At 35.7% G+C, this 19,610-nt stretch carries 20 protein-coding genes and 3 tRNA genes; 14 read left to right on the top strand and 9 right to left on the bottom strand.

All coding sequences use genetic code 11. The annotated features are described in order from the left end of the window. Window positions 1-212: 212 nt before the first annotated feature. On the top strand, window positions 213-1,310 hold the full coding sequence (locus tag ACZ42G_RS11570) for an RNA-guided endonuclease InsQ/TnpB family protein (RefSeq protein WP_464850520.1): 1,098 nt from the start codon (window positions 213-215) through the stop codon (window positions 1,308-1,310). 235 nt (window positions 1,311-1,545) lie between these two features. Then, window positions 1,546-1,737, top strand: coding sequence for a DUF86 domain-containing protein (locus ACZ42G_RS11565; RefSeq protein ID WP_464850518.1), 192 nt, complete (start codon window positions 1,546-1,548; stop codon window positions 1,735-1,737). A 25-nt stretch (window positions 1,738-1,762) separates the two neighbouring features. Here ACZ42G_RS11565 and ACZ42G_RS11560 read toward each other — a convergent pair whose 3' ends face one another. The 4 genes from ACZ42G_RS11560 to ACZ42G_RS11545 all read right to left on the bottom strand — a co-directional run bounded on the left by ACZ42G_RS11560 (window position 1,763) and on the right by ACZ42G_RS11545 (window position 4,874). Beyond that, window positions 1,763-2,761: a hypothetical protein gene (locus ACZ42G_RS11560; RefSeq protein ID WP_274893362.1), complete on the bottom strand. Its 999-nt coding sequence runs from the start codon at window positions 2,759-2,761 to the stop codon at window positions 1,763-1,765. A gap of 103 nt (window positions 2,762-2,864) precedes the next feature. After that, window positions 2,865-3,338, bottom strand: coding sequence for a hypothetical protein (locus tag ACZ42G_RS11555; RefSeq protein ID WP_430349469.1), 474 nt, complete (start codon window positions 3,336-3,338; stop codon window positions 2,865-2,867). 57 nt (window positions 3,339-3,395) lie between these two features. Next, window positions 3,396-4,445, bottom strand: a complete 1,050-nt coding sequence (locus ACZ42G_RS11550; RefSeq protein WP_464850516.1) for a M56 family metallopeptidase — start codon at window positions 4,443-4,445, stop codon at window positions 3,396-3,398. A 69-nt stretch (window positions 4,446-4,514) separates the two neighbouring features. Beyond that, window positions 4,515-4,874 (bottom strand): BlaI/MecI/CopY family transcriptional regulator, encoded by a 360-nt coding sequence (locus ACZ42G_RS11545; protein WP_274893358.1) that lies wholly within the window; start codon window positions 4,872-4,874, stop codon window positions 4,515-4,517. Between the two features lie 169 nt (window positions 4,875-5,043). Here ACZ42G_RS11545 and ACZ42G_RS11540 point away from each other — a divergent pair, with 169 nt between their 5' ends. Both ACZ42G_RS11540 and ACZ42G_RS11535 read left to right on the top strand, forming a co-directional pair. Then, entirely contained in the window at window positions 5,044-5,622 is a 579-nt protein-coding gene (locus ACZ42G_RS11540) for an HDIG domain-containing metalloprotein (protein WP_085111748.1), read from the top strand. 95 nt (window positions 5,623-5,717) lie between these two features. Beyond that, on the top strand, window positions 5,718-6,887 hold the full coding sequence (locus tag ACZ42G_RS11535) for a DUF6612 family protein (RefSeq protein ID WP_464850513.1): 1,170 nt from the start codon (window positions 5,718-5,720) through the stop codon (window positions 6,885-6,887). Window positions 6,888-6,922: 35 nt separating this feature from the next. Here ACZ42G_RS11535 and ACZ42G_RS11530 read toward each other — a convergent pair whose 3' ends face one another. Continuing rightward, window positions 6,923-7,306 carry a DUF4363 family protein gene (locus tag ACZ42G_RS11530; RefSeq protein WP_274893355.1) on the bottom strand — a complete coding sequence of 128 codons (384 nt, stop codon included), beginning with the start codon at window positions 7,304-7,306 and terminating at the stop codon, window positions 6,923-6,925. Window positions 7,307-7,314: 8 nt separating this feature from the next. Beyond that, a complete protein-coding gene (locus ACZ42G_RS11525) occupies window positions 7,315-7,986 on the bottom strand; it encodes a YetF domain-containing protein (protein WP_085111745.1) in 672 nt (223 codons plus the stop codon). A gap of 201 nt (window positions 7,987-8,187) precedes the next feature. Here ACZ42G_RS11525 and ACZ42G_RS11520 point away from each other — a divergent pair, with 201 nt between their 5' ends. The 3 genes from ACZ42G_RS11520 to ACZ42G_RS11510 all read left to right on the top strand — a co-directional run bounded on the left by ACZ42G_RS11520 (window position 8,188) and on the right by ACZ42G_RS11510 (window position 10,346). Next, window positions 8,188-9,009, top strand: a complete 822-nt coding sequence (locus ACZ42G_RS11520) for a Cof-type HAD-IIB family hydrolase (RefSeq protein ID WP_085111744.1) — start codon at window positions 8,188-8,190, stop codon at window positions 9,007-9,009. A gap of 62 nt (window positions 9,010-9,071) precedes the next feature. Next, window positions 9,072-9,206 (top strand): hypothetical protein, encoded by a 135-nt coding sequence (locus ACZ42G_RS11515; RefSeq protein WP_274893354.1) that lies wholly within the window; start codon window positions 9,072-9,074, stop codon window positions 9,204-9,206. 129 nt (window positions 9,207-9,335) lie between these two features. After that, window positions 9,336-10,346, top strand: a complete 1,011-nt coding sequence (locus tag ACZ42G_RS11510) for a LacI family DNA-binding transcriptional regulator (RefSeq protein WP_014756974.1) — start codon at window positions 9,336-9,338, stop codon at window positions 10,344-10,346. Window positions 10,347-10,355: 9 nt separating this feature from the next. Here ACZ42G_RS11510 and nagA read toward each other — a convergent pair whose 3' ends face one another. Next, window positions 10,356-11,498, bottom strand: coding sequence for an N-acetylglucosamine-6-phosphate deacetylase (nagA, locus tag ACZ42G_RS11505; protein WP_464850512.1), 1,143 nt, complete (start codon window positions 11,496-11,498; stop codon window positions 10,356-10,358). A gap of 99 nt (window positions 11,499-11,597) precedes the next feature. On the opposite strand from nagA, the gene ACZ42G_RS11500 reads away from it, so the two are divergent. The 3 genes from ACZ42G_RS11500 (at window position 11,598) to ACZ42G_RS11490 (ending at window position 15,215) form a co-directional block, all read left to right on the top strand. Then, a complete protein-coding gene (locus ACZ42G_RS11500) occupies window positions 11,598-12,275 on the top strand; it encodes a response regulator transcription factor (RefSeq protein WP_013788657.1) in 678 nt (225 codons plus the stop codon). 9 nt (window positions 12,276-12,284) lie between these two features. Beyond that, window positions 12,285-13,679 (top strand): sensor histidine kinase, encoded by a 1,395-nt coding sequence (locus ACZ42G_RS11495; RefSeq protein WP_464850509.1) that lies wholly within the window; start codon window positions 12,285-12,287, stop codon window positions 13,677-13,679. Between the two features lie 81 nt (window positions 13,680-13,760). Then, window positions 13,761-15,215 (top strand): Gmad2 immunoglobulin-like domain-containing protein, encoded by a 1,455-nt coding sequence (locus ACZ42G_RS11490; protein WP_464850508.1) that lies wholly within the window; start codon window positions 13,761-13,763, stop codon window positions 15,213-15,215. A 6-nt stretch (window positions 15,216-15,221) separates the two neighbouring features. On the opposite strand, the gene yyaC is transcribed toward ACZ42G_RS11490, so the two are convergent. Beyond that, window positions 15,222-15,767 carry a spore protease YyaC gene (yyaC, locus tag ACZ42G_RS11485; RefSeq protein ID WP_464850506.1) on the bottom strand — a complete coding sequence of 182 codons (546 nt, stop codon included), beginning with the start codon at window positions 15,765-15,767 and terminating at the stop codon, window positions 15,222-15,224. A gap of 76 nt (window positions 15,768-15,843) precedes the next feature. Here yyaC and ACZ42G_RS11480 point away from each other — a divergent pair, with 76 nt between their 5' ends. Next, on the top strand, window positions 15,844-16,509 hold the full coding sequence (locus tag ACZ42G_RS11480; RefSeq protein ID WP_464850505.1) for a hypothetical protein: 666 nt from the start codon (window positions 15,844-15,846) through the stop codon (window positions 16,507-16,509). Window positions 16,510-16,532: 23 nt separating this feature from the next. Here ACZ42G_RS11480 and ACZ42G_RS11475 read toward each other — a convergent pair whose 3' ends face one another. Beyond that, window positions 16,533-18,902 carry a phosphodiester glycosidase family protein gene (locus ACZ42G_RS11475; protein WP_464850503.1) on the bottom strand — a complete coding sequence of 790 codons (2,370 nt, stop codon included), beginning with the start codon at window positions 18,900-18,902 and terminating at the stop codon, window positions 16,533-16,535. 321 nt (window positions 18,903-19,223) lie between these two features. Here ACZ42G_RS11475 and ACZ42G_RS11470 point away from each other — a divergent pair. From ACZ42G_RS11470 to ACZ42G_RS11460, 3 genes are all read left to right on the top strand, one after another. Then, window positions 19,224-19,299, top strand: a tRNA-Pro gene (locus ACZ42G_RS11470). 5 nt (window positions 19,300-19,304) lie between these two features. Beyond that, a tRNA-Val gene (locus tag ACZ42G_RS11465) sits at window positions 19,305-19,380 on the top strand. A 46-nt stretch (window positions 19,381-19,426) separates the two neighbouring features. Beyond that, window positions 19,427-19,512, top strand: a tRNA-Tyr gene (locus ACZ42G_RS11460). Window positions 19,513-19,610 lie beyond the last annotated feature (98 nt).

Here is a 19,610-nt window from a genome sequence, read left to right as displayed (position 1 = left end):
TTTGCTTGTCTTAAGATTTGTATGGTAAAATTTCATCTAATATAGCAACGAATTTATTGATTGTATACATGGAAAATGGTAAGATTTAATAAAAGCTTGAAAGAAGTCTCCCATCCTCTATAGGTGGGAGATGTATTTTTATTGTTTTCCATAGAATAATATGCCATAATAGATACAGAAAATTTTATTGTAGAAAGCCAAGGTAAGAAAAGATGATGACATGTCAGCATTTTCTCATAGAGCCAACAAAAGAACAAGAAGAAAAGCTTTTTTATACATTGTATTTGTGCCGCAAATTATACAACTATTCACTAGATCAAAGAATAAAACATTACAAACAATATGGCAAAGGACTTACATATAAAGAACAGCAGAACATGCTTCCAAAATATAAAAAAGAACATACAGAATACAAATTAGTACAATCGCAAATATTACAGGATGTGTTGAGAAGATTAGATAGAGCATATAAAAACTTCTTTGACAAAAGAGCCAAATATCCTAAATTCAAAGATAAATATCACTACACATCAATAACACTTCCACAATGTGAAACAAAAAGAAACTTTGGGAAAGAAGGATATGTATACATAAAAAATATAGGGCATATAAAAATCAAAGCACATAGAAACTTTGATCCAACAAAAGTCAAAACAATAAACATAAAATACCATGCAGGAAAGTGGTATATAAATCTATCAGTTGAAGTAGAAGAAGGAAAAGAAAAAACAGTCATAAAAGAAAAAGCAATAGGAGTAGACAAAGGAATAAACTCAATAGCTGCGACATCAGATGGAGAATTATACTCAAATCCTAAATGGCTACAAAAATCAGAGAAGAAACTAAAAAGACTGCAAAGACAATTATCAAGAAAAAAGAAAGGAAGCAAAAATAGAGAAAAGCAAAAGAAAAGATTAGCGAAACTTCATGAAAAAGTAGCAAATCAGAGAAAGGACTATCTACATAAGATAAGCTATAACATAGTAAAACATAATGACATCATATGCGTTGAAGATTTGCAAGTAAAAAATATGATGAAAAATCATAAACTTGCAAAATCGATAGCAAATGCAGGATGGGGAATGTTAGACAAATATCTCCAGTATAAAGCAGAAAAAGAGGGAAAAATCTTCGTAAAAGTAGATCCAGCATATACATCACAAAGATGTTCAAGATGCGGGAAAATAGTAGAAAAAGACTTATCAGTAAGAATACACAAATGCGAGTGCGGATTAGAGATAGACAGAGATGTAAATGCAGCAATAAATGTACTATATGAAGGATTAAAACAATTAGGCATAGCAGCATAAGAGTAATAATTTTGTAGGGAAGGTTCCTCCCGAAGTTACGCCTATGGAGATTGTGTAAGACCTGCTGTGAATAGCAGTAGGCAACGGTCTATGAAGTAGGAAGCTCCAGCCTCTATAGGATGGAGTGGGTTCACGTGTTATGCATCTTTCAGATATGCTGATACTCAGTTTTTGAGAGAGCAAAGGAGACAGTATCTGAGAAAAGAAATAGACAAATTGCTGAGAGGTGAATAAAATGGTGATAAGTGAAGCTGGAATTCTGGATGTAGATTTTGCAGTTAAGATAGCTCCAGCTTCTGGTTTGAGAAATAGACTAGTGCACCAGTATGAAAAAATTGATGATAAAATTGTGTACAACAGTGTCAAAATGGCAATAGAGGATTTTAGCAAATATGTTGATATAATAAGCAGGTACATTGGTGTATGAGAAGTTATGTCCATAATTGTCAGTTTCATTCTTTAACTTTTAAAGTAAATCTTTGACTTGCTTCTATGTTGAAAGATAAAAGGTCTTTTCCGTCAAATTTATTAAAAGGACTACAAACGCTATAGCTAATAATCTCATACAGTCCTGGTTTATTAGGAGCAATCAATTCCATTTCCCCTATTCCTGTACTGCCTTTTGGAATTTCCAGTAATAAATAAGGTTTATTATTTATTAAGACTTGCTTGTATCCAATGGTTGTCAATAATAAAACTTGACTGCTTTCCTTTGCAGAAGGGGAAGAGACGTTATAGATTAATTTAAACTTTTGATTTGGTTTTACTGTGAAAACAACTGGAGGATTAGGCAAGATTTTCGTTTTAAGTATGCTATAATCATAGTCTTGATTTAACGTATAATTATAACTGGATTTAATAAGATTTTTTGGTATTTCGAATTCTTTTGTGTTGTCAAAATTGATATTTTCCGAATTAAAAATAATATCTTGAATTGTTGCACTTCCATACCAGTCTATGGTTTGATTTAAGTCAGATGAGTGTAAATCCGGGGCAATGCAAAAAGTTATGAGCAATTTGTGAGATCCAGACTTTGTCAAATTTTGAGGAAGATATAATGGTAGTTCAATTTCATATCCATCATTTAAATTAAAAATATATTTTTGATCGAATTTTCCGTTTGAATTAATTTTAAATTTTATTTGTTCGTAATCATAATAAACATTCATTATAAACTTTCTGTCTTTTCCATTATTGTTAAACATAACGGTAATTGGTTTAGTTAAATCAGAAATATATAATGTGTGATTTGCTTTGTAGCTATTAGGATCATTTTTTATACCTGTATTAAAACTATTTTCATTATAAACATTTATTCCTATGCTACTAGGAAAATTTTCGTATTTTGAATTATCCCATTTATGAATTCTATTAATATTTTTATTAAAACTACTACAACCAGATAAAATAATAATTACGATAAAAAATAGAACTGTTAATCTTTTTTTCATCAAATTTATCATCCTCGTTTCTATATTATTAAATATCAATAATATTTCAAATAAGACGTGGAACAAAGTTTCCACATCTTATTTGAAATAGATATAAGTTAAACTAAACAGTCGTTGAAGTAGAAGCTGTTTGAGTACCAGATGTAGGTGTGTCTTGAATTTCACCATATCCTTTCCACGTGACAGGTGAATCAGTCGTACGGCTAAAAATTTTTCCAGTAGTTGTAGAAGAACTATTATAAGCGTAATTAGTTGATGCTGGAATGCTGCCTAGTCCATCTGTGCCAGATACTTTTGCATATAAGTAGTAAGCTGTTCCGGCATAAGTAGACATTGTAGCATATGCATAATTTCTTCCGTTCCAAGTAAGGGTAACTTTTCCCCAAGATGCAAGTATGCCGATACCAGACGGAGAAGAAGATGCCGAAATTGATTTTTCTCCCGCTATTGTAGCATCCTTATCTGCTGCATACGTTGTAATTGGTCCTAATAACCAAGATGCAATGATCAGCAGCATGATGGCAATTAGTATGCTCATCATTTTTTTGTTCTGAAATCCTTCGTATTTTGATATCATGATTGATTCTCCTTTCGGTTTATTTTATAATTTTATATATTGAAGAAAATTATTTGTCTATTGTGATGGGGCAGAAATTGATGTTTCTCCTTCTACAAGAAAAGGCATGTTAGTATGAGATTGATGTGTTACTTCCACTCCACCACTGGGTACAGAGATTGATGTTTCTCCTGCCGCAGAAATGATTTCATCTGTGGCATATGCCATACCTGTGCCAATTGTTGCTATTAGCAATGTTATTAAGATTGCAGATATGGCTACCCATTTTTTCTTTTGCTTGTAAGGTGAGTTTTGTTCGCCCAAAATCTTATTTAACCTCCTTTCCAGCTGTTTCTGCTTATCACTGAATGCAGAAAACAGCTTGACATTTTGATTTGCCACATTCCAGAGCACATTTAGTATTAATTCACAATATCGCCTCCTTTCGTAGCTGTCCATTGGTTTTACAACACTTTCGTCACATGAGAGCTCACAATAATTCTCAATATCATGTCTTGCGATATATGCCAAAGGGTTAAACCAATGGAGTAAATTAATGAGTAAAAATAAAATCTTTAGATATGGATCATGACGCTTCCAGTGGGTAAGTTCATGAAGATAAATATGCTTCAATTCTTCTTTGGTAAATTCAATGTCAGGCAAAACGATGCTAGGCTTAAAGATACCATACAGAAAGGGTGTAGTCATGCAGGAAGAGATGTAAATTTTTATGTCTTTTGTTATTAACATTTCTTGCTTGCATTTTAAAAATACATTTAAAGTCTTAGTATCATTGGCCAAACGGCACATGCTGAAAATACGTTTGTATTGGCTATAATTCTGAACAACAGTTGTAATTGTTGCTACCAGTGTTCCTGCCATCAATGTGTATGGGATCAAATCAAGGTAAAGTGATATAGATGCATGTATTTCATGTCTTGATGTAGTGATACCATTGGCAGCAGAACTTATATACCAAGATAGATATTGTGCAAAGCTCAAATTAAGCCAAGATACCAACCTGTGATACGGTATTAGGAAAAACATGTACATAAATATGTAACTGTAATAATGCCAGGTTGAGGAAAAATATTTAAAAGTAAATAGACTTAAAAGTTTTAAAATCAAATATAGTCCTCCAGCCACAACCGACATTATAAGCAATTGATTATAGATTATTTTAATCATAAGTAACACCTACTTTTTAAAACGTTTCATTAGGCTTTCAATGTCTTCCAATGTTATATCGCCATTATCACATAATGAAGAAATGAATCCTAATATAGAACCTTTATGGACATCTTTTATAAATTGCTTTATTTCAAAATTACGGTATTCCTGTTCAGTAATGCAAGGCTCATACTGGTTAGCCTTGCCTATTCTGGTTGCCTTAAGAATTTTTTTTCTAATTAAGCGAGTTAAAAAAGTAATCACTGTGTTCTGTTTCCATTCCGCTGCCTCAGGCAGATTTTTAATTATTTCAGAAGTTGTTACAGGATGCCCGGCAGCCCAAATATACTCCATTATCTTTTTTTCAGAATCTGACATTCTTTGCATCGTCTCAAGATACTCCTTTCGAATCTACACGATGTAGTTTAATTTCATTCTACATCGTGTAGGTTAATTTGTCAATATGTTTTTTATATATTCATATAATTTTGATAACGTCCCTCATTGTGGTATAATTCTATTTAAAAATAATATCATACGAAAGAGGGTATTCATTATGGAGAATGCTTTAATTAATAGGGATGAAGCTTATAAGTTATTAAAGGAGTACAACAAAAGTGAAAGCCTTATCACACATGCGTTGGCTGTTGAGGCGGTTATGAGACATTTTGCTGAGCTTTTTGGTGAGGACCAAGAAAAGTGGGGCATCATAGGACTTTTGCATGACCTTGACTATGAGATGTATCCAAATGAGCATTGCAAGAAAGTAAGAGAAATATTAAAGGAGCATGGATGGCCTGAAGAGTACATTCATGCAATAGAAAGCCATGGGTGGAAATTGTGCTCGGATGTAGAACCGGTACATAAAATGGAAAAAGTTTTGTACACAATTGATGAGCTGACAGGACTTATTACAGCTACAGCGCTTATGCGCCCCAGCAAAAGCATACTTGATTTAGAGGTGAAATCTGTAAAGAAAAAGTGGAAGCAAAAAAGTTTTGCAGCAGGTGTCAACAGGGACGTCATAGAAGAAGGTGCAAAAATGCTTAACATGGACTTAGATAAAGTGATAGAAGAAACCATAATAGGAATGAGAAGTGTAGCGGATGAGATAGGGCTAAAAGGCAATCTGTGATTCAAAAATTTAGAAAATTTTTATTGATTAAAATATGGTAAAGTGGTAAAATATAACTGATTGAAAATTAACAAACAAGTCAAGGAGGGGTTATTGTGAAAAAGTTTGTTTCTATCTTTTTATCAGTTATGCTGGTTGCAGCTATTCCAGTGTTTGGTTTAGCAGCGCAGCCGTCGCCATCATACATGACGAGACAGGAGTTTGTAAATGATCTTGTAAAGGGATATGGGATTGATTTATCTGGACAGGATATCTCTCAGTATGTGAAAAACAACCATATATTAGAAGGCGATGGCAAAGGAAATTTGATGCTTTCAGATCCAATCACTTACCAGCAGGTTGCTACCATATTAAGCAGATTTTATGGACTATCGATGATAGATGCGCATCAGATAGAAGGGTCTGAATACGTATATGCCTTAGAAGAAGGCTTGATTCCTCAAGATGTTTCTCTAAATGATAAAGTAACAGAAGATGAAGGGCAGCAGTTATTGTCAAATATATTCGACAATTACGATAAAGTTAAAGATATGATAGATAGCAGCAAGAATTCTACAATGAAGAGTGGCAGCATAAGTGGCAATATGAAAGTTGCCATCGGCTTTAACAATGGTGTTGCATTGCCATTTGATACAGTTTCTACACAAGTTTATGCTGATTTCAATTTAGACCAAGGAATCCATGAATCGATTAGCATGACTATTCCAAATGAAGGCTCAATGGATGTAGAAGAGTACATGATGGGCGATAAGGTTTATGTAAAATCACCTGATGGTCAGTGGAGCTATATGACGGTTCCAGGTATGTCAAACATCATGAACTTGGAAAAATTGCAACAACAAAATAATCTCTTCAGCAAAGACGTACTTTATAGATATGCTGGTACAAGCTATTTAAACGGAAAAGCGGTAGATGTGGTATATGCATACACTAAAATTACGGATATGTCAAAAATTGATGATTTAGTAAATGCTCTTGGCCTTGGAAGTATTTTGAATGGTATGAAGTACAGCGATTTAGTCGATGGAGCGTATGGAAGAAGTGTTTATTATATAGACGCAACTACAAATCAGGTGTCTAAGCTTGATATGATTGTAAAAATCGTTTATAAGCAAGGAGCAAAAATTGGAGGAGTCGAGATACCATTGAAATGGGAAATGGTAAGCGGCTCAATGGTTTACTCGAATATAAATGGAAATGTCAACGTGGTGTTGCCTGACAATGCTAAAAACGCGAAAGAGTTGACAGTTCCAGCACAAAATTAATTTGTAAACTATAAAGACCCGGGGAGTCCGGGTCTTTATAGTATGTTTTCAAGTGTCAGCTTCTCATTTGATGGTATGTGGCTATAAAGTTCTTTCAATGTTTTAAGCTCTGATAGGCTTAAATCTTTGTCTTTGGTTTCGATAAAGCTTTTAAGCTTTGAAAGACTCATATCAATGTCGTCTATTTCTCTGTGCTCAACTAAAATTGCCCATTTGTTGCTTACTTTTCCCCAAGTTTTTTCTAAATCATCAGCATTTGTTTTGGCACTCATCCACTTTTCACTCTTTATGTTTTGTTCTATAACTTCAAGCTTTTTTTCCATGCTGTTGGATGAAGTATATAAGTAGTTGTACGAAGCTATGTCTACAAGTATTATTAAGACAGTTATGGCTGCAATCAATGGAATCACGTGCTTCATTTCATGTATCACTCCTTCTTGTAAACTGTCAATACGTTATTGGGGTCAAGTGATGCCAGTATTACATTATCTACGCTGCTTATATTCCACATCTTCAATTGTTCATTAAGCCAATTCATATCCACATTTGCTATTTCCATGTTTTTTTCTATTATTTTTCCGTCTATTATTACAGGAAGAGGTAGTCCTTCGTATTGTGGTGTCAGATTTAAGTCATTAGGTGTTACAGGTCTTTTATCGACTTTTGGTATTACGCTTAAGCAGCCATTTGTCTCCAATATTGCATACTCTACATCTGCAATATTTGGATAGCCCATGACTCTAAGCTCTTCTAAAAGGTCGTTTATATTGTATCTTTCTTTTTGAAGTTCTTTTGTCAGGATTTTTCCTTTGTCAATTAGAACTGTAGGCTTTCCACAGATGATTTCGCGACCGTGCAGGCTTTTCATCGACACATACGATAAAAAAAGCTGTGATATAAGCAAAGTAAAAATAGGTATTATGCCTGTTAAAAGTGGTATACCTTTGTTTTGCATAGGTACGGCAACCAGGTCTGCTATCATTATTGCAACAACCAATTCGTACGGCTGCAATTGCCCTATCTGCTGTTTTCCCATTATTCTCATGACGACGACTACCAAGAAATAAAGGATTAACGTGCGAAAAAATATAATAAGCATAAGCCCACCCTTCCATTTAATATGTTCAAATATATTTTGAGAGTATTGATGCAAAATATACACTGTAAAAAGTTTGTTAAATAAAAAATGAAAATGTAAAATTTTCAGTGTTAACGTTTTATGCTAAATTATGATATAGTATGTAAATTTACAAACTGTTATAATATAGATATAGAAAAATAAACGTAGGGGTTGAAATATATGTGTAAGTTATTTGTAACAGATGCCGATGGAAGCCTTTTAGATAGCAATAACAAAATATCTGAAGCAAATATTAACGCCATAAATGAGCTGAGAGAAAAGGGAGTCATTTATACCATTGCCACAGGTAGGATGTTTTCATCAATATTACCATATGCTTTAGAGCTTAGGGTAAATGCACCTGTCATTTGCTTTAACGGAGCTTTGATAAAAGATATTTACACGAAAAAAGTGTACTATTATAACCCGATTCAACCTGATGATGCCATAGCAGTCATCGATGTATTAAAAAGCAGTGGCTATCAAGTAAATCTATATATCGATGACAAGTTAGTGGTAGAAGAAATGAATGAAAGGGTTGAATGGTATTTGTCGTTTAATACGGTTGAAGTTGATGCTGTTGGTGATCTTGCTGAATACATCAAAAATACGGGAAAAGGCACTGCTAAAATATACGCAATAGGTGACATTAAAAATCCTGCCCCTGTAGATCCGGAAGTTTATGATAAGCTTTCAAAGATAGTTTCTGTTTCCACATCTGGCGGTGGCCATTTGGAGCTTAATGCTAAAGGTGTCAGCAAAGGCAATGCATTGAAGACTTTGGCAAATATGTACAACATTAAGAGGGAGCTTGTTGCTGCTGTAGGAGACAATCTCAACGACTTATCAATGATAGAGTACGCAGGTTTTGGTGTTGCAATGGCAAATGCGCCAGAGCTTGTAAAGATAAAGGCGGATTTCGTCACGAAGTCAAACAATGAAGATGGCATCGCATTTGCGATAAATAGGATTTTTGCAAGGCAACAAATTATAGCCGTTTAAAGACCATAAAACCACCTTTTGCATATAATGTAGTAGGCTTTATAAATACCGGAGGTGGTTTTGTGGAACAGTTGATCGTAAAGCTAAGCATTCTTGTGGTCTTAGTTGTAGGCATAATGTACATGGCCATGTCTTTTATACCTTTGTTTGTTTTAAAAGATAGAAAAAAAGATGTTGATGAGGATGAAGACAAGTGATCTTCGTCTTTTTTTGTTGATTTATGAAAAACAATGTAAAATTTTTTCGAAAATCTATTGACAAATTTTCATTAAAAAAGTAAAATATCCATAAGGTATGAGAAAACGATAACTTAGAGGTGGTAAATAGTGAATGCTACTATTAAAGATGTGGCTAGGGAAGCGAAAGTTTCTATAGCTACAGTGTCGAGAGTTTTAAATAACAGCGCTGTTGTCACTGATGAGACAAAGCAAAGGGTGTTGGATGCCATAAAAAAGACAGGCTATAAGCCAAATGCTTTAGCCAGAAGCCTGAAGATACAGAAGACTCACACGATAGGGCTTATTGTGCCTGATATATCAAGTCCCTTTTATCCTGAAGTTGTAAGAGGCATAGAAGACATTGCCAGCATGTATTCTTACAATATATTTCTATGCAATACAGACCAAAAAGAAGAAAAAGAGATGAATTATATAGAGATACTTAGCGAAAAGCAAGTTGATGGCATCATATACATGGGCGATATAATTAGAGATTCTGTAAAGCAGCAGTTAAAAGACATAGGTATACCGATTGTCTTAGCAGGTACAGAGGATGCCGAGTCGGAGTTTCCAAATGTAAATATAGACAACAAAAAAGCCTCTTATGATGCTGTCAAATATTTGATTTCTTTAGGGCACAAGAAAATAGGCATGATATCCGGACCTGCTGATGATCCTATCGGAGGCGTACAGAGGACAAATGGATACAAAGAAGCCTTATCTGAAGCGAAAATAAGATTTAAGCCGTCGCTTGTTGTAGAAGGCAGTTTCAAAGCAAGGCAAGCATACCTTGCAATGCTAAAGCTTTTGGAAAACAATGTTGACGCTGTCTTTGCAGCATCAGACGAGATGGCTGCCGCTGCAATAAATGCCATATTTGACTCTGGATTTAGTGTGCCTGAAGACATTCACGTTATCGGATTTGATAACACGTATCTTTCGTATATGTTTAGGCCTACGATAACTACTATACAAAGGCCTGCATACGATATAGGTGCTGTAAGCATGAGGCTTATGACGAAACTGCTTGCTAAAGAGCCTATTGATGATATGCACGTGGTTTTGCCTCATCAGCTTATCGTCAGAGAATCAACAGGATATGGTGAAGAAAAAAAATAGCCTTATTGGCTATTTTTTTTCATAGACGATTTTCCCACCGACAATCGTCTTTTTTATCTCTATATTTTCGTCAAAGATTACTATATCTGCGTCATATCCTTCTTTTATAAGGCCCTTTCTGTCATCAACACCTATTACTTTTGCGCTGTTGTAAGACGCCAGTGCGACAGATTCAGGTAGTGATAAATCTGTATTGGATGAAATATTCTTGATAGCCTTGTCTAATGTAAGGGTGCTTCCTGCCAAGACACCGCTTTTTAGCCTTGCAGCACCGTCTTTGACGTATACGTCTTGACCGCCCAACTGATAAAGGCCGTCCCTTAAGTTTGCAGCCATCATTGCATCTGTTACAAGATTTACTTTTTCTTTTCCCTTTAACCTTATAAGCGCCCTTATGGCTGGGAAGACTGAGTGTATTCCGTCAGCGATCACTTCTGCGCTTATGTCGAGATCGAAGACTGCTCCTACTGTTCCTACTTCACGGTGGTGAAATCCTTTCATGGCGTTAAAGACGTGGGTGGCATGTGTTATACCTGCTTTGTATCCTAAAGCTACATCATCATAAGTAGAATCAGTATGTCCAACAGATGCGACGATGTTTTTTTCTTTTAAATAACGTATAAGCTCTAATGCTCCATCAACTTCAGGCGCTATTGTTACAAGTTTCACAATATTTACATATTCGCCGCAAATTTCAGTGAAATTTTCTACTGTAGGTTTTAAAATGAATTTATCATCTTGCGCTCCCTTTTGCTTTGGGTTTATGAAAGGCCCTTCCATGTGTACGCCTAAGATTTCAGCACCTTCAACACGGTCTTTGTTATCAAACACATTTTTTATAGCATTTTTGATTTTGCCTTTATCCTCAGTCATGGTTGTGGGGAGAAATGACGTGGTGCCGTGCATTGCCACAGACTTCGATATTGTATTTATTGCTTCAAAAGTCCCATCCATTGTATCAAATCCGGAAGAACCATGTATATGTATGTCTACAAAACCTGGCGATACGTAGTTTCCTCCAGCATCTATTATGTTGTCGCCATAAAGACCGTTTCCGATAGCCCTTATTTTATTTCCTTCAATCAATACATCTTTGTTACTTACTATATTTCCGCCAATTAATAATCTACCATTTACGATTAGCGTCTTCATATTATCACCTCAATTAAATTTTAGACTTATTTAAACATAAAATCAATTATATACAATTTTCACATAGAATATGATATACTAAAAATGGAGGTATCGGCTATGGAAAACATTTTAATTATCGATGATGAAGAAATGCTTGTAAAAGGGTTGAAGCTATCCCTCATTCAAGAAGGATACTACGTCGATTGTGCCTATGATGGTGAAGAAGGTTTGGAAAAAATAAAAAATGGCAATTATGATTTAGTCATATTAGATTTGATGTTGCCGAAAATCGACGGTCTTACACTTTGCAAAGAGGTAAGGTCATTTTCAAATATACCTATAATAATGCTTACAGCCAAAGGCGAAGATGTGGATAAGATAGTAGGCATTGAGATGGGAGCAGATGACTACCTTGCGAAGCCTTTCAACACGCGGGAATTGATTGCCAGAATCAGGGCTTTATTCAGACGGACAACGACACCTTATGTAAAAAAACACGATGTAATAAAGTTAGGTGATATTACGATAAATGTTCCTGACAAGATAGTCCAGAAGAATGGCAAAGACATCGACCTTACAAACAAAGAGTTTGAATTATTAGTTCTTTTAGCTTCCAATCCGGGAAAGCTTTATTCTAAGGACAAACTGATGGACTTAATATGGGGATTTGATTTCTATGGAGATACGAATACTGTAAATGTCCATATAAGAAAGCTTAGAGAGAAGATTGAAGACGATCCGGCAAATCCAAAGCATATTTTCACAAAGTGGGGCTCTGGCTACTACATGAAATAGGGTGATACGTTGAGTTTAAGGTGGAAGATATTTTCGATTTATTTTATTATCCTAATAGTTTCGCTGGCTTCTACAGGCATTTATCTTTTCAACAATATTTATGAAAGCTACCTTGCAAATGAAAGAGTCACTAATTTGACGCAGGCTAATATGATTGCAAATTTGGTTTCTAAATTTATAGGCGTCTCCTCGTATTTGATTGAGCCTACCATTGTTGACTATGCAAACCAGATTAACTCAAGGATCCTTTTTACTGATGTAAATGGAAAAGTGATAGTTGACTCTGCGGGAAATGGCGGTATCGAAGGCAAAGATATAAATAACTACAGTGATATTAAGTCTGCTTTAAAAGGGACAGGCTCTACAAGCATACACTACATCACAGGTTCCGGTTGGACCATGTATTCTGCTGTTCCTGTTACTATAAAAAATGAGATTGTAGGTAGTATCCTATTATCTACGTCTATTGACGATGTGATGAATTTTTTGTACTCAATTAAAATGCAGATGATATACACATTTACTGCCATAGGTTCTATCGTAAGCATACTAAGCCTCATAGTCGCTGCTTTTATAACTAAGCCTTTAAAAAGGCTTACAGATGCTACGAAGATAATATCTGAAGGCAAATTTGACTACAAAGTTGATGTAAAGGGAAATGATGAAATAGGCAAGCTGGCAGATGCATTTAACGATATGGGCACAAAGCTTATGAAGATAGACGAGGAGAGAAAAAGATTTGTCTCCGATGCATCCCATGAGCTTAAAACGCCATTGGCGGCAATAAAAGCCCTTGTAGAACCGCTTATATCCAGCGATAATGTTGATATATCTGTGTATAAGGAGTTTTTAAAGGACATAAATTCTGAAGTTGACAGAATGACGAGGCTTGTAAATGAATTGTTGGTTTTAGCAAAGATTGATAAAATACGCTCAATCGAAAATAAAACGGAAAATATCAGTGAGATTGCTTACAATGTCATTGAAAACCTTGAAGCGATAGCTGATCAAAAAGGCGTTTCACTGATATTTGAAAACGAGAAAAACATTTTTGCAGATGTTGATGCAGATAGATTTTACAGGATGATATACAACGTCGTGGAAAACGGCATAAAGTACACTCCAAGTGGCGGCTCGGTTAAACTGGCTCTTGATTCAGACGATAAAAATGTCTACATCACCATATCTGATACAGGAATAGGAATAAGTCAGGAAACGCTGCCTAAGGTGTTTGAAAGGTTTTCCAGAGGCGATACGGCAAGATCTCAAAAGACGGGAGGTTTTGGATTAGGTTTGGCCATAGTAAAGGAGATTGTAGATTTGCATAAAGGACACATAGACGTTAAAAGCACTGTCGGTGAAGGCACCGTTTTTTACATAACGATTCCGGTTAAAAACATTTAAATAAAAATTTATTAAATTTTAAGGTTCTGTTAATACAGGTGTAATAAAAATGTTGTATCATATTTTTAGGAGGGGATAACAATGAAGAAGGCGTTTTTAGTCTTGATATTGATCGCTGCAATTTCTTTGTCAGGTTGCTTTACAAACACGAAAACTAAGACGGAAAAAAATGCCCCTATAAGTCCGAAATCTACTGTTCAAGCTGTTAAAGAAGTTTCACTGTATTTTTTAAATAGCAAGATGTCAGGATTGAATATGGAAGTAAGAAGCGTATCCGAAAATGCGGACTTACTGAAACAGGTGATAAATGAGTTGATGAAAGGCCCTAAAGACCAATATTCAAAGCCGATAATTCCTGACAACACAAAGCTTTTATCGGTTCAGTTGAAGGATACTACGGCTTATGTCAATTTTTCTAAAGATTATACATCTTCAACAAGTATCGATGGGACTACGGCAAAGTACATGGTTGCTGCACTTGTAAATACACTTACTGGGCTTCCAAATGTAAACAGTGTCCAGATTTTAGTGGAAGGCAACAAGATAGATTCACTTTATGGTTACAAAATAGGCCTTGACCCATTGAGTAGGATTGTGCTTACAGGAGAAGTGTACATTGATAAGGACAGGGTAAAAAAGCTTCAGGAGAGTACGTCATTTGGAAAGGATTCATGGAGACTGGATCCGATGAAAGTGATACAAGAGGAAGGCGGTGTTGTTGGATTTTCGCCTGATGACGATTTTTCATTGGAATCTAAAAAGGGTGGGATTGCACTCATAAATGCTATCCATGACAATAAGTCTTATCTTGTGACACTTATCCAACCTGAAGGAGATAAGGAAGGCAATATATGGGTCATAAGTGATGTTAAGCCGAAATTCACGAAGATACCTGAAGCAGACCCTACAAAAGGAGAGACATTCATATATGGCATCGTAAAAGCCATCAATTACGATACGAGAGTCGTTACGATAGAGCGGGAATATCAAGATACAAGTGACATAAACAATGTAGCAGGCCCAGATATTAAGGTATTGCCAAATGCCATAATACACCGCCAGTCAAAGATCGGCTATGACAGTCAAGGTGGTTACCAGTATTCAGAGACAGACATGGATTTTACAGATATAAAAGTAGGTGATGAGCTTGGCATGATTTTGACGAAAAACAAAGAAGCGCGGGCTGTGATTGATTCTGACAAAAACATAATCACATCCTACAGCAGCCAAGAGGCAAACATAATCGTGCTGTCGCCTATGAGAAACAACAGCGTGACAAGCCCTATAAAAGTGGTAGGAAAGGCCAGAGTTTTTGAAGCTGTTGTGAATATAAGACTGTTAGATTCAAATGGCAATATATTGACACAGACGTCTGTGCAGGCAAGTGCGGGTGCACCATCTTGGGGAGATTTTCAGGCAGACATACAGTACAATCCATTATCAACACCACAAGATGGCACATTACAGGTATTTTCATTAAGTCCAAAAGATGGCTCTGTTCAAGATCTTGTATCAATACCATTGTACCTAAAGTAAAAAAGATTAGCTCTGACTTATGTCAGAGTTATTTTTTATGGCTGCTTTCAAATAAAAAGCTCTATGTACGCTCATGGCGATGACTTCTGCCATCTCAAATACAAATCCAAGCCTTGTATTATGTACAGGTATTATGTCAAAGGCGTCAATCACGCCTATTATAGATATGTCGCCGACAGCAGGCAATACTTTTCCTACTCCTTTACCAGGATATATTGGCGATTTTTTTATGGATATTTTACCTATGTTGTCCTTATCTCCAAGACAAGCATCAACAGCAATGATGTTGCTGTATGGGTGCTTTCTTTTTATGTGTGCGATGTTTTCTTCAAGGTTCATTGCATGTATCGGATTTTTTAATGTTCCATATATGCTTATGCCGCTGGTAATTTTTGATAACATGTCTCCTACAATAGGGCCTAACGAATCTCCGATGCATTTATCGGTACCTATGCAAAGTATCACCGAATCAAAGTTTATCTGATCTGCTAAATACGCCGACATGAGATTGATGGCGTTTTTGTCGTCATATCTAACCCGCAATTCATCCATAAAATCTTCCTCCAAAATTTGTATTAAATGCAGCTAAGGATGAAATAATAAAAGTATTCGAAGGGAGTGTTTTTTGGTGAAGAAATCAACCTTTAGCATTGGGATCGTTGTCGCTATTACGGCTGCCAGTATTATATTTATGCTTGATGCTTTTATAAAAGAACAGCCACCTCCAAATGAAGTCTTAAAACCGGAGAATGAAAGTACATACTACTCATCTACGGATAAAATCAATCAAAATGAGTTGCAGGTACCTGTTTTCAATACCACTCCAAATTTGAAAGAAAATGAAGATAAATTGGCAGCAGATAATGAAAAAAGCGATAAGAAAAATTCGGATAAAAAGAACGGTGAGGAAAATGACATAAGAAAATTTGATGAAAAATCGCTGGATAAATTAATCCAAGAGAGGAACAGAAATTTTACAAATATAAACGGCAACAACAATTCAAAAGAAAGCAGTGAAAATTCAAACTTGAATAGAATAGTTGTGACGCCTGAAAAAATATTAAGTGTTCAAAGAGAGATGGATTTTGCAACAAAATCTAAGGCTATAGGCATATTGATGAAATTAGGTCCGTCAGGCATAGGCGAGATCATGAAAATGTCTCAAGATGGTGTGACAGCAGAAGAAAGCTACGAGATGATGGATATACTTAAAAAGCACCTGTCAGAAAATGACATAGATTTTTTAAAGAGTGTGGTGAAAAAGTATTTTGATGATAAAAATACATCAAAGTAAAAGATGCGTATAAAGCGCATCTTTTACTTTGTAAACAAATTTTTATCTTGATAGTAAATGTCTTTTCCATTTACCATTATTGAAATGTATCTGGCGTCATTGTATATATCCATACTACCACTGCCATTATTTGTTCCATAATTAGATATATACCGTATGTTGTCATTCAATGTCGTATAAAAAGGCGTATCTCCGTTGTATATTATCCATACGTTTTTACCTGTATCTTCTCTGAATTTTTGCAGTGTATCCTCAAACAGTTGTGCTTCTTTAGTATCTTTGAACCCATCGGAGCCCCATACAGGTTTTGGCAAAACTACAAATAGATTATCTCCTTTTACGCTGTTTAATGTGTTTAAAAACCAACTCCACTGATCCTTATTTGATGATAGCAAACCTCCATTAGTATCATCTAACATGATAAATGTCGAATTTCTAAAGTCATATACTCCATAAGAATTACCTGCTTTTATATAAGGAATCGTAAGTGATTTTAAGACTTTGTCATTTACATCCCCTGTGAAAACTACTAAAGGATAGTCTTTATTGGCTATGCTGGCAGCTTTTAAGGAAATTTGAAGCTTCAAAAGCGTATTGTAATCTGTGTCCCCAAATACCATGAATTTAAACGAATCGTTAGTGTTGCTGACGCTTACTTCCTTATTTTTGCTGTCAATAGATTCAAAGTCCAATGGCTTTGGAAGCTGTGACGCATCAAAATCTGATCCTTGCCCCACTTTTACCATTAAATTTCCTACTTTTCCATTTATATTTGCCGATAAAGCACCAGATAGATCGCTATTGGCTGCTTTGAAGACTCCATTTGAAATGGTGCCTACATTGTTGTAGACAGTCCAGCTTATGTCTCTGTCTTCTATAGGTGCTCTATAGCCGTTTATGTCTTTGCCTATCACAGATATTGATGTAGTCCCGCCTTTATCGACATTGACCGAATAAGGCGTAAATCTTATGTCTGCTATAGCATCTAAAGCCTTTATTTTCAATGTACCAGTCACATTGCCTACTCTTGCTATTATTACGCCATCACCCGCACTTTGAGGCATGAATTCATTTCCATCAAATTTTCCTGCTATGCCGCTTATTGAAAATGATACGGAGTTTTGATCGATTTTTACTGGTTGATAATTCGCATCATATCCTTTTACAATGATTGCTCTGTGGGTGCCTACAAAGACATTTGGGCTATCTGCTTCAACTTTTATAGCGTATAGATTTCCTGTTGGTGCTGTGTTAAATACTCCAACGCCGTTGGCTACATTTCTTTCGAAACCAGGAACTTCATTTTGGAGCTTTGCTTGACTATCTCCTAAAGGTCTTATGGCCATTTGAGTTGAGCCGCCGCCGTCTAAGTTCATAGCATCATAAGCGCCTAAACTTAACATAAGCTGCGCTAATTCACTTTCTGTCATTCCTCTCGTGTTGGCGTTGTCAACTGTTGCTATTATTACATGCTTCTTATCTTCAGTATAGCCTATAGCTGTCCTTGCGTATATGCCGTCTACATTGTCGGTAAATTGCGACGGTATTGAACCGTTTTGTACCAAAATGGTTCCTCCGCTTACAGCCATCTTAAAGTTGTCAAATGGAGGATCTGTAGAGATATTTTTGATGACTTTATCTCCTTGCTTTAGATTTAAAAGAATCTTTGCGACATCACCTGTTGCATCTATAGAATAGCCTCCATCGGGAATTGCTACAGGACCTTCACCCTGTCTTACCTCCAAGACGCTGTTGTTTTTGTCAACTAATATTTCAACAAGGTCTTTATAGCTATCGCTTAGACCCGGTGTCTCATCATTCCAGTCCTTTGTAAATATGACGCAAGATGTACCACTGCCTATGGAACCTACGTTGTTTAAAGCACTTACTGGAACTTGACTGCCGTCAGGTAGTGTTATGCTAAGAGAAGTGCTTTTCCAATATCCTATTGATGGAACATTGTTTTTATCTATGGCAAATGTGGCGTAATTCCCTTGATAGTATGGGACAGTTAAAAGATTTCCGTCTTTAACTGATGCTCCTACGATAAACCCTTGCTTCGTGTCAAAAAAATCACCATTTACTGCGGCTATAGCACCGTTTCCATTTGCCATGTCTTCTACATCCATTCTGTCTTTAAAACCAGATGGATTAAAAATGGTGGATATTGATGTGTTACTGTCGCTTAAGTCCACATCCAAAACATTGATATTGATGAAACCATCTGTCGTAAAATATGTAATGTTTTTTTCTGTAACACCTTTACTTAATATTTGCTGGCTTTCATTTGAAGTTATTACGGTGTAAGCATCTGCAGCAATACCATTCATAAAAACCGATGAAAAAATGATTATTGAAGATATACACATGCTTATAACTTTTCGGTACTTCACGAAAATCCCTCCTATGTATTTAGCAATTGTTCTTTAAAACTTATCTTCGGCAATTTAGCGCGGTTGATAAATTTTCCATACCTATACAACCATATTGTACCTTTTGTATATTACAGCCGTGTTACAATTTCATAAAATAAAAATAAAAACTAATATTATTATTGCCTAAATTGTGTATAATGATTATAAAAGATAAATGGAGCATAAGCGAAAGATATCGAAAAAATGCCAAATTAACTGATGGAAACCGGCTAAAATGAGGAATAATAAATCTTGTGAAATTGATAGATTTCAACTATAATCAAATATGTCGCGAGACGCCGGGGTGTAGCGCAGTTGGTAGCGCACGTGCTTTGGGAGCATGGGGTCGGGGGTTCGAGTCCCTCCACCCCGACCATGATTGGTCGTATAGCTCAGCTGGGAGAGCACCTGCCTTACAAGCAGGGGGTCATAGGTTCGAGCCCTATTGCGACCACCATTTCTATTTGTGAATATTTTTTCTCACATTAAAATAAAATAATCATGGAGGGATACCCAAGTGGCTAAAGGGGGCAGACTGTAAATCTGTTGGCTGGTGCCTTCGATGGTTCGAATCCATCTCCCTCCACCATGAATACAAGGCTAAAGGGCCTTTTTTTATTTTGCCTTTCAAGATTTCCTTATCATAATGATTTTTAAAAACATCGATAAAAAATTTTCCAAATCCTA

The organism is Thermoanaerobacterium calidifontis (assembly GCF_055381745.1).
Note: the sequence above shows the minus strand (reverse complement) of the source record. Positions and strands in the feature narration are given on the sequence as shown.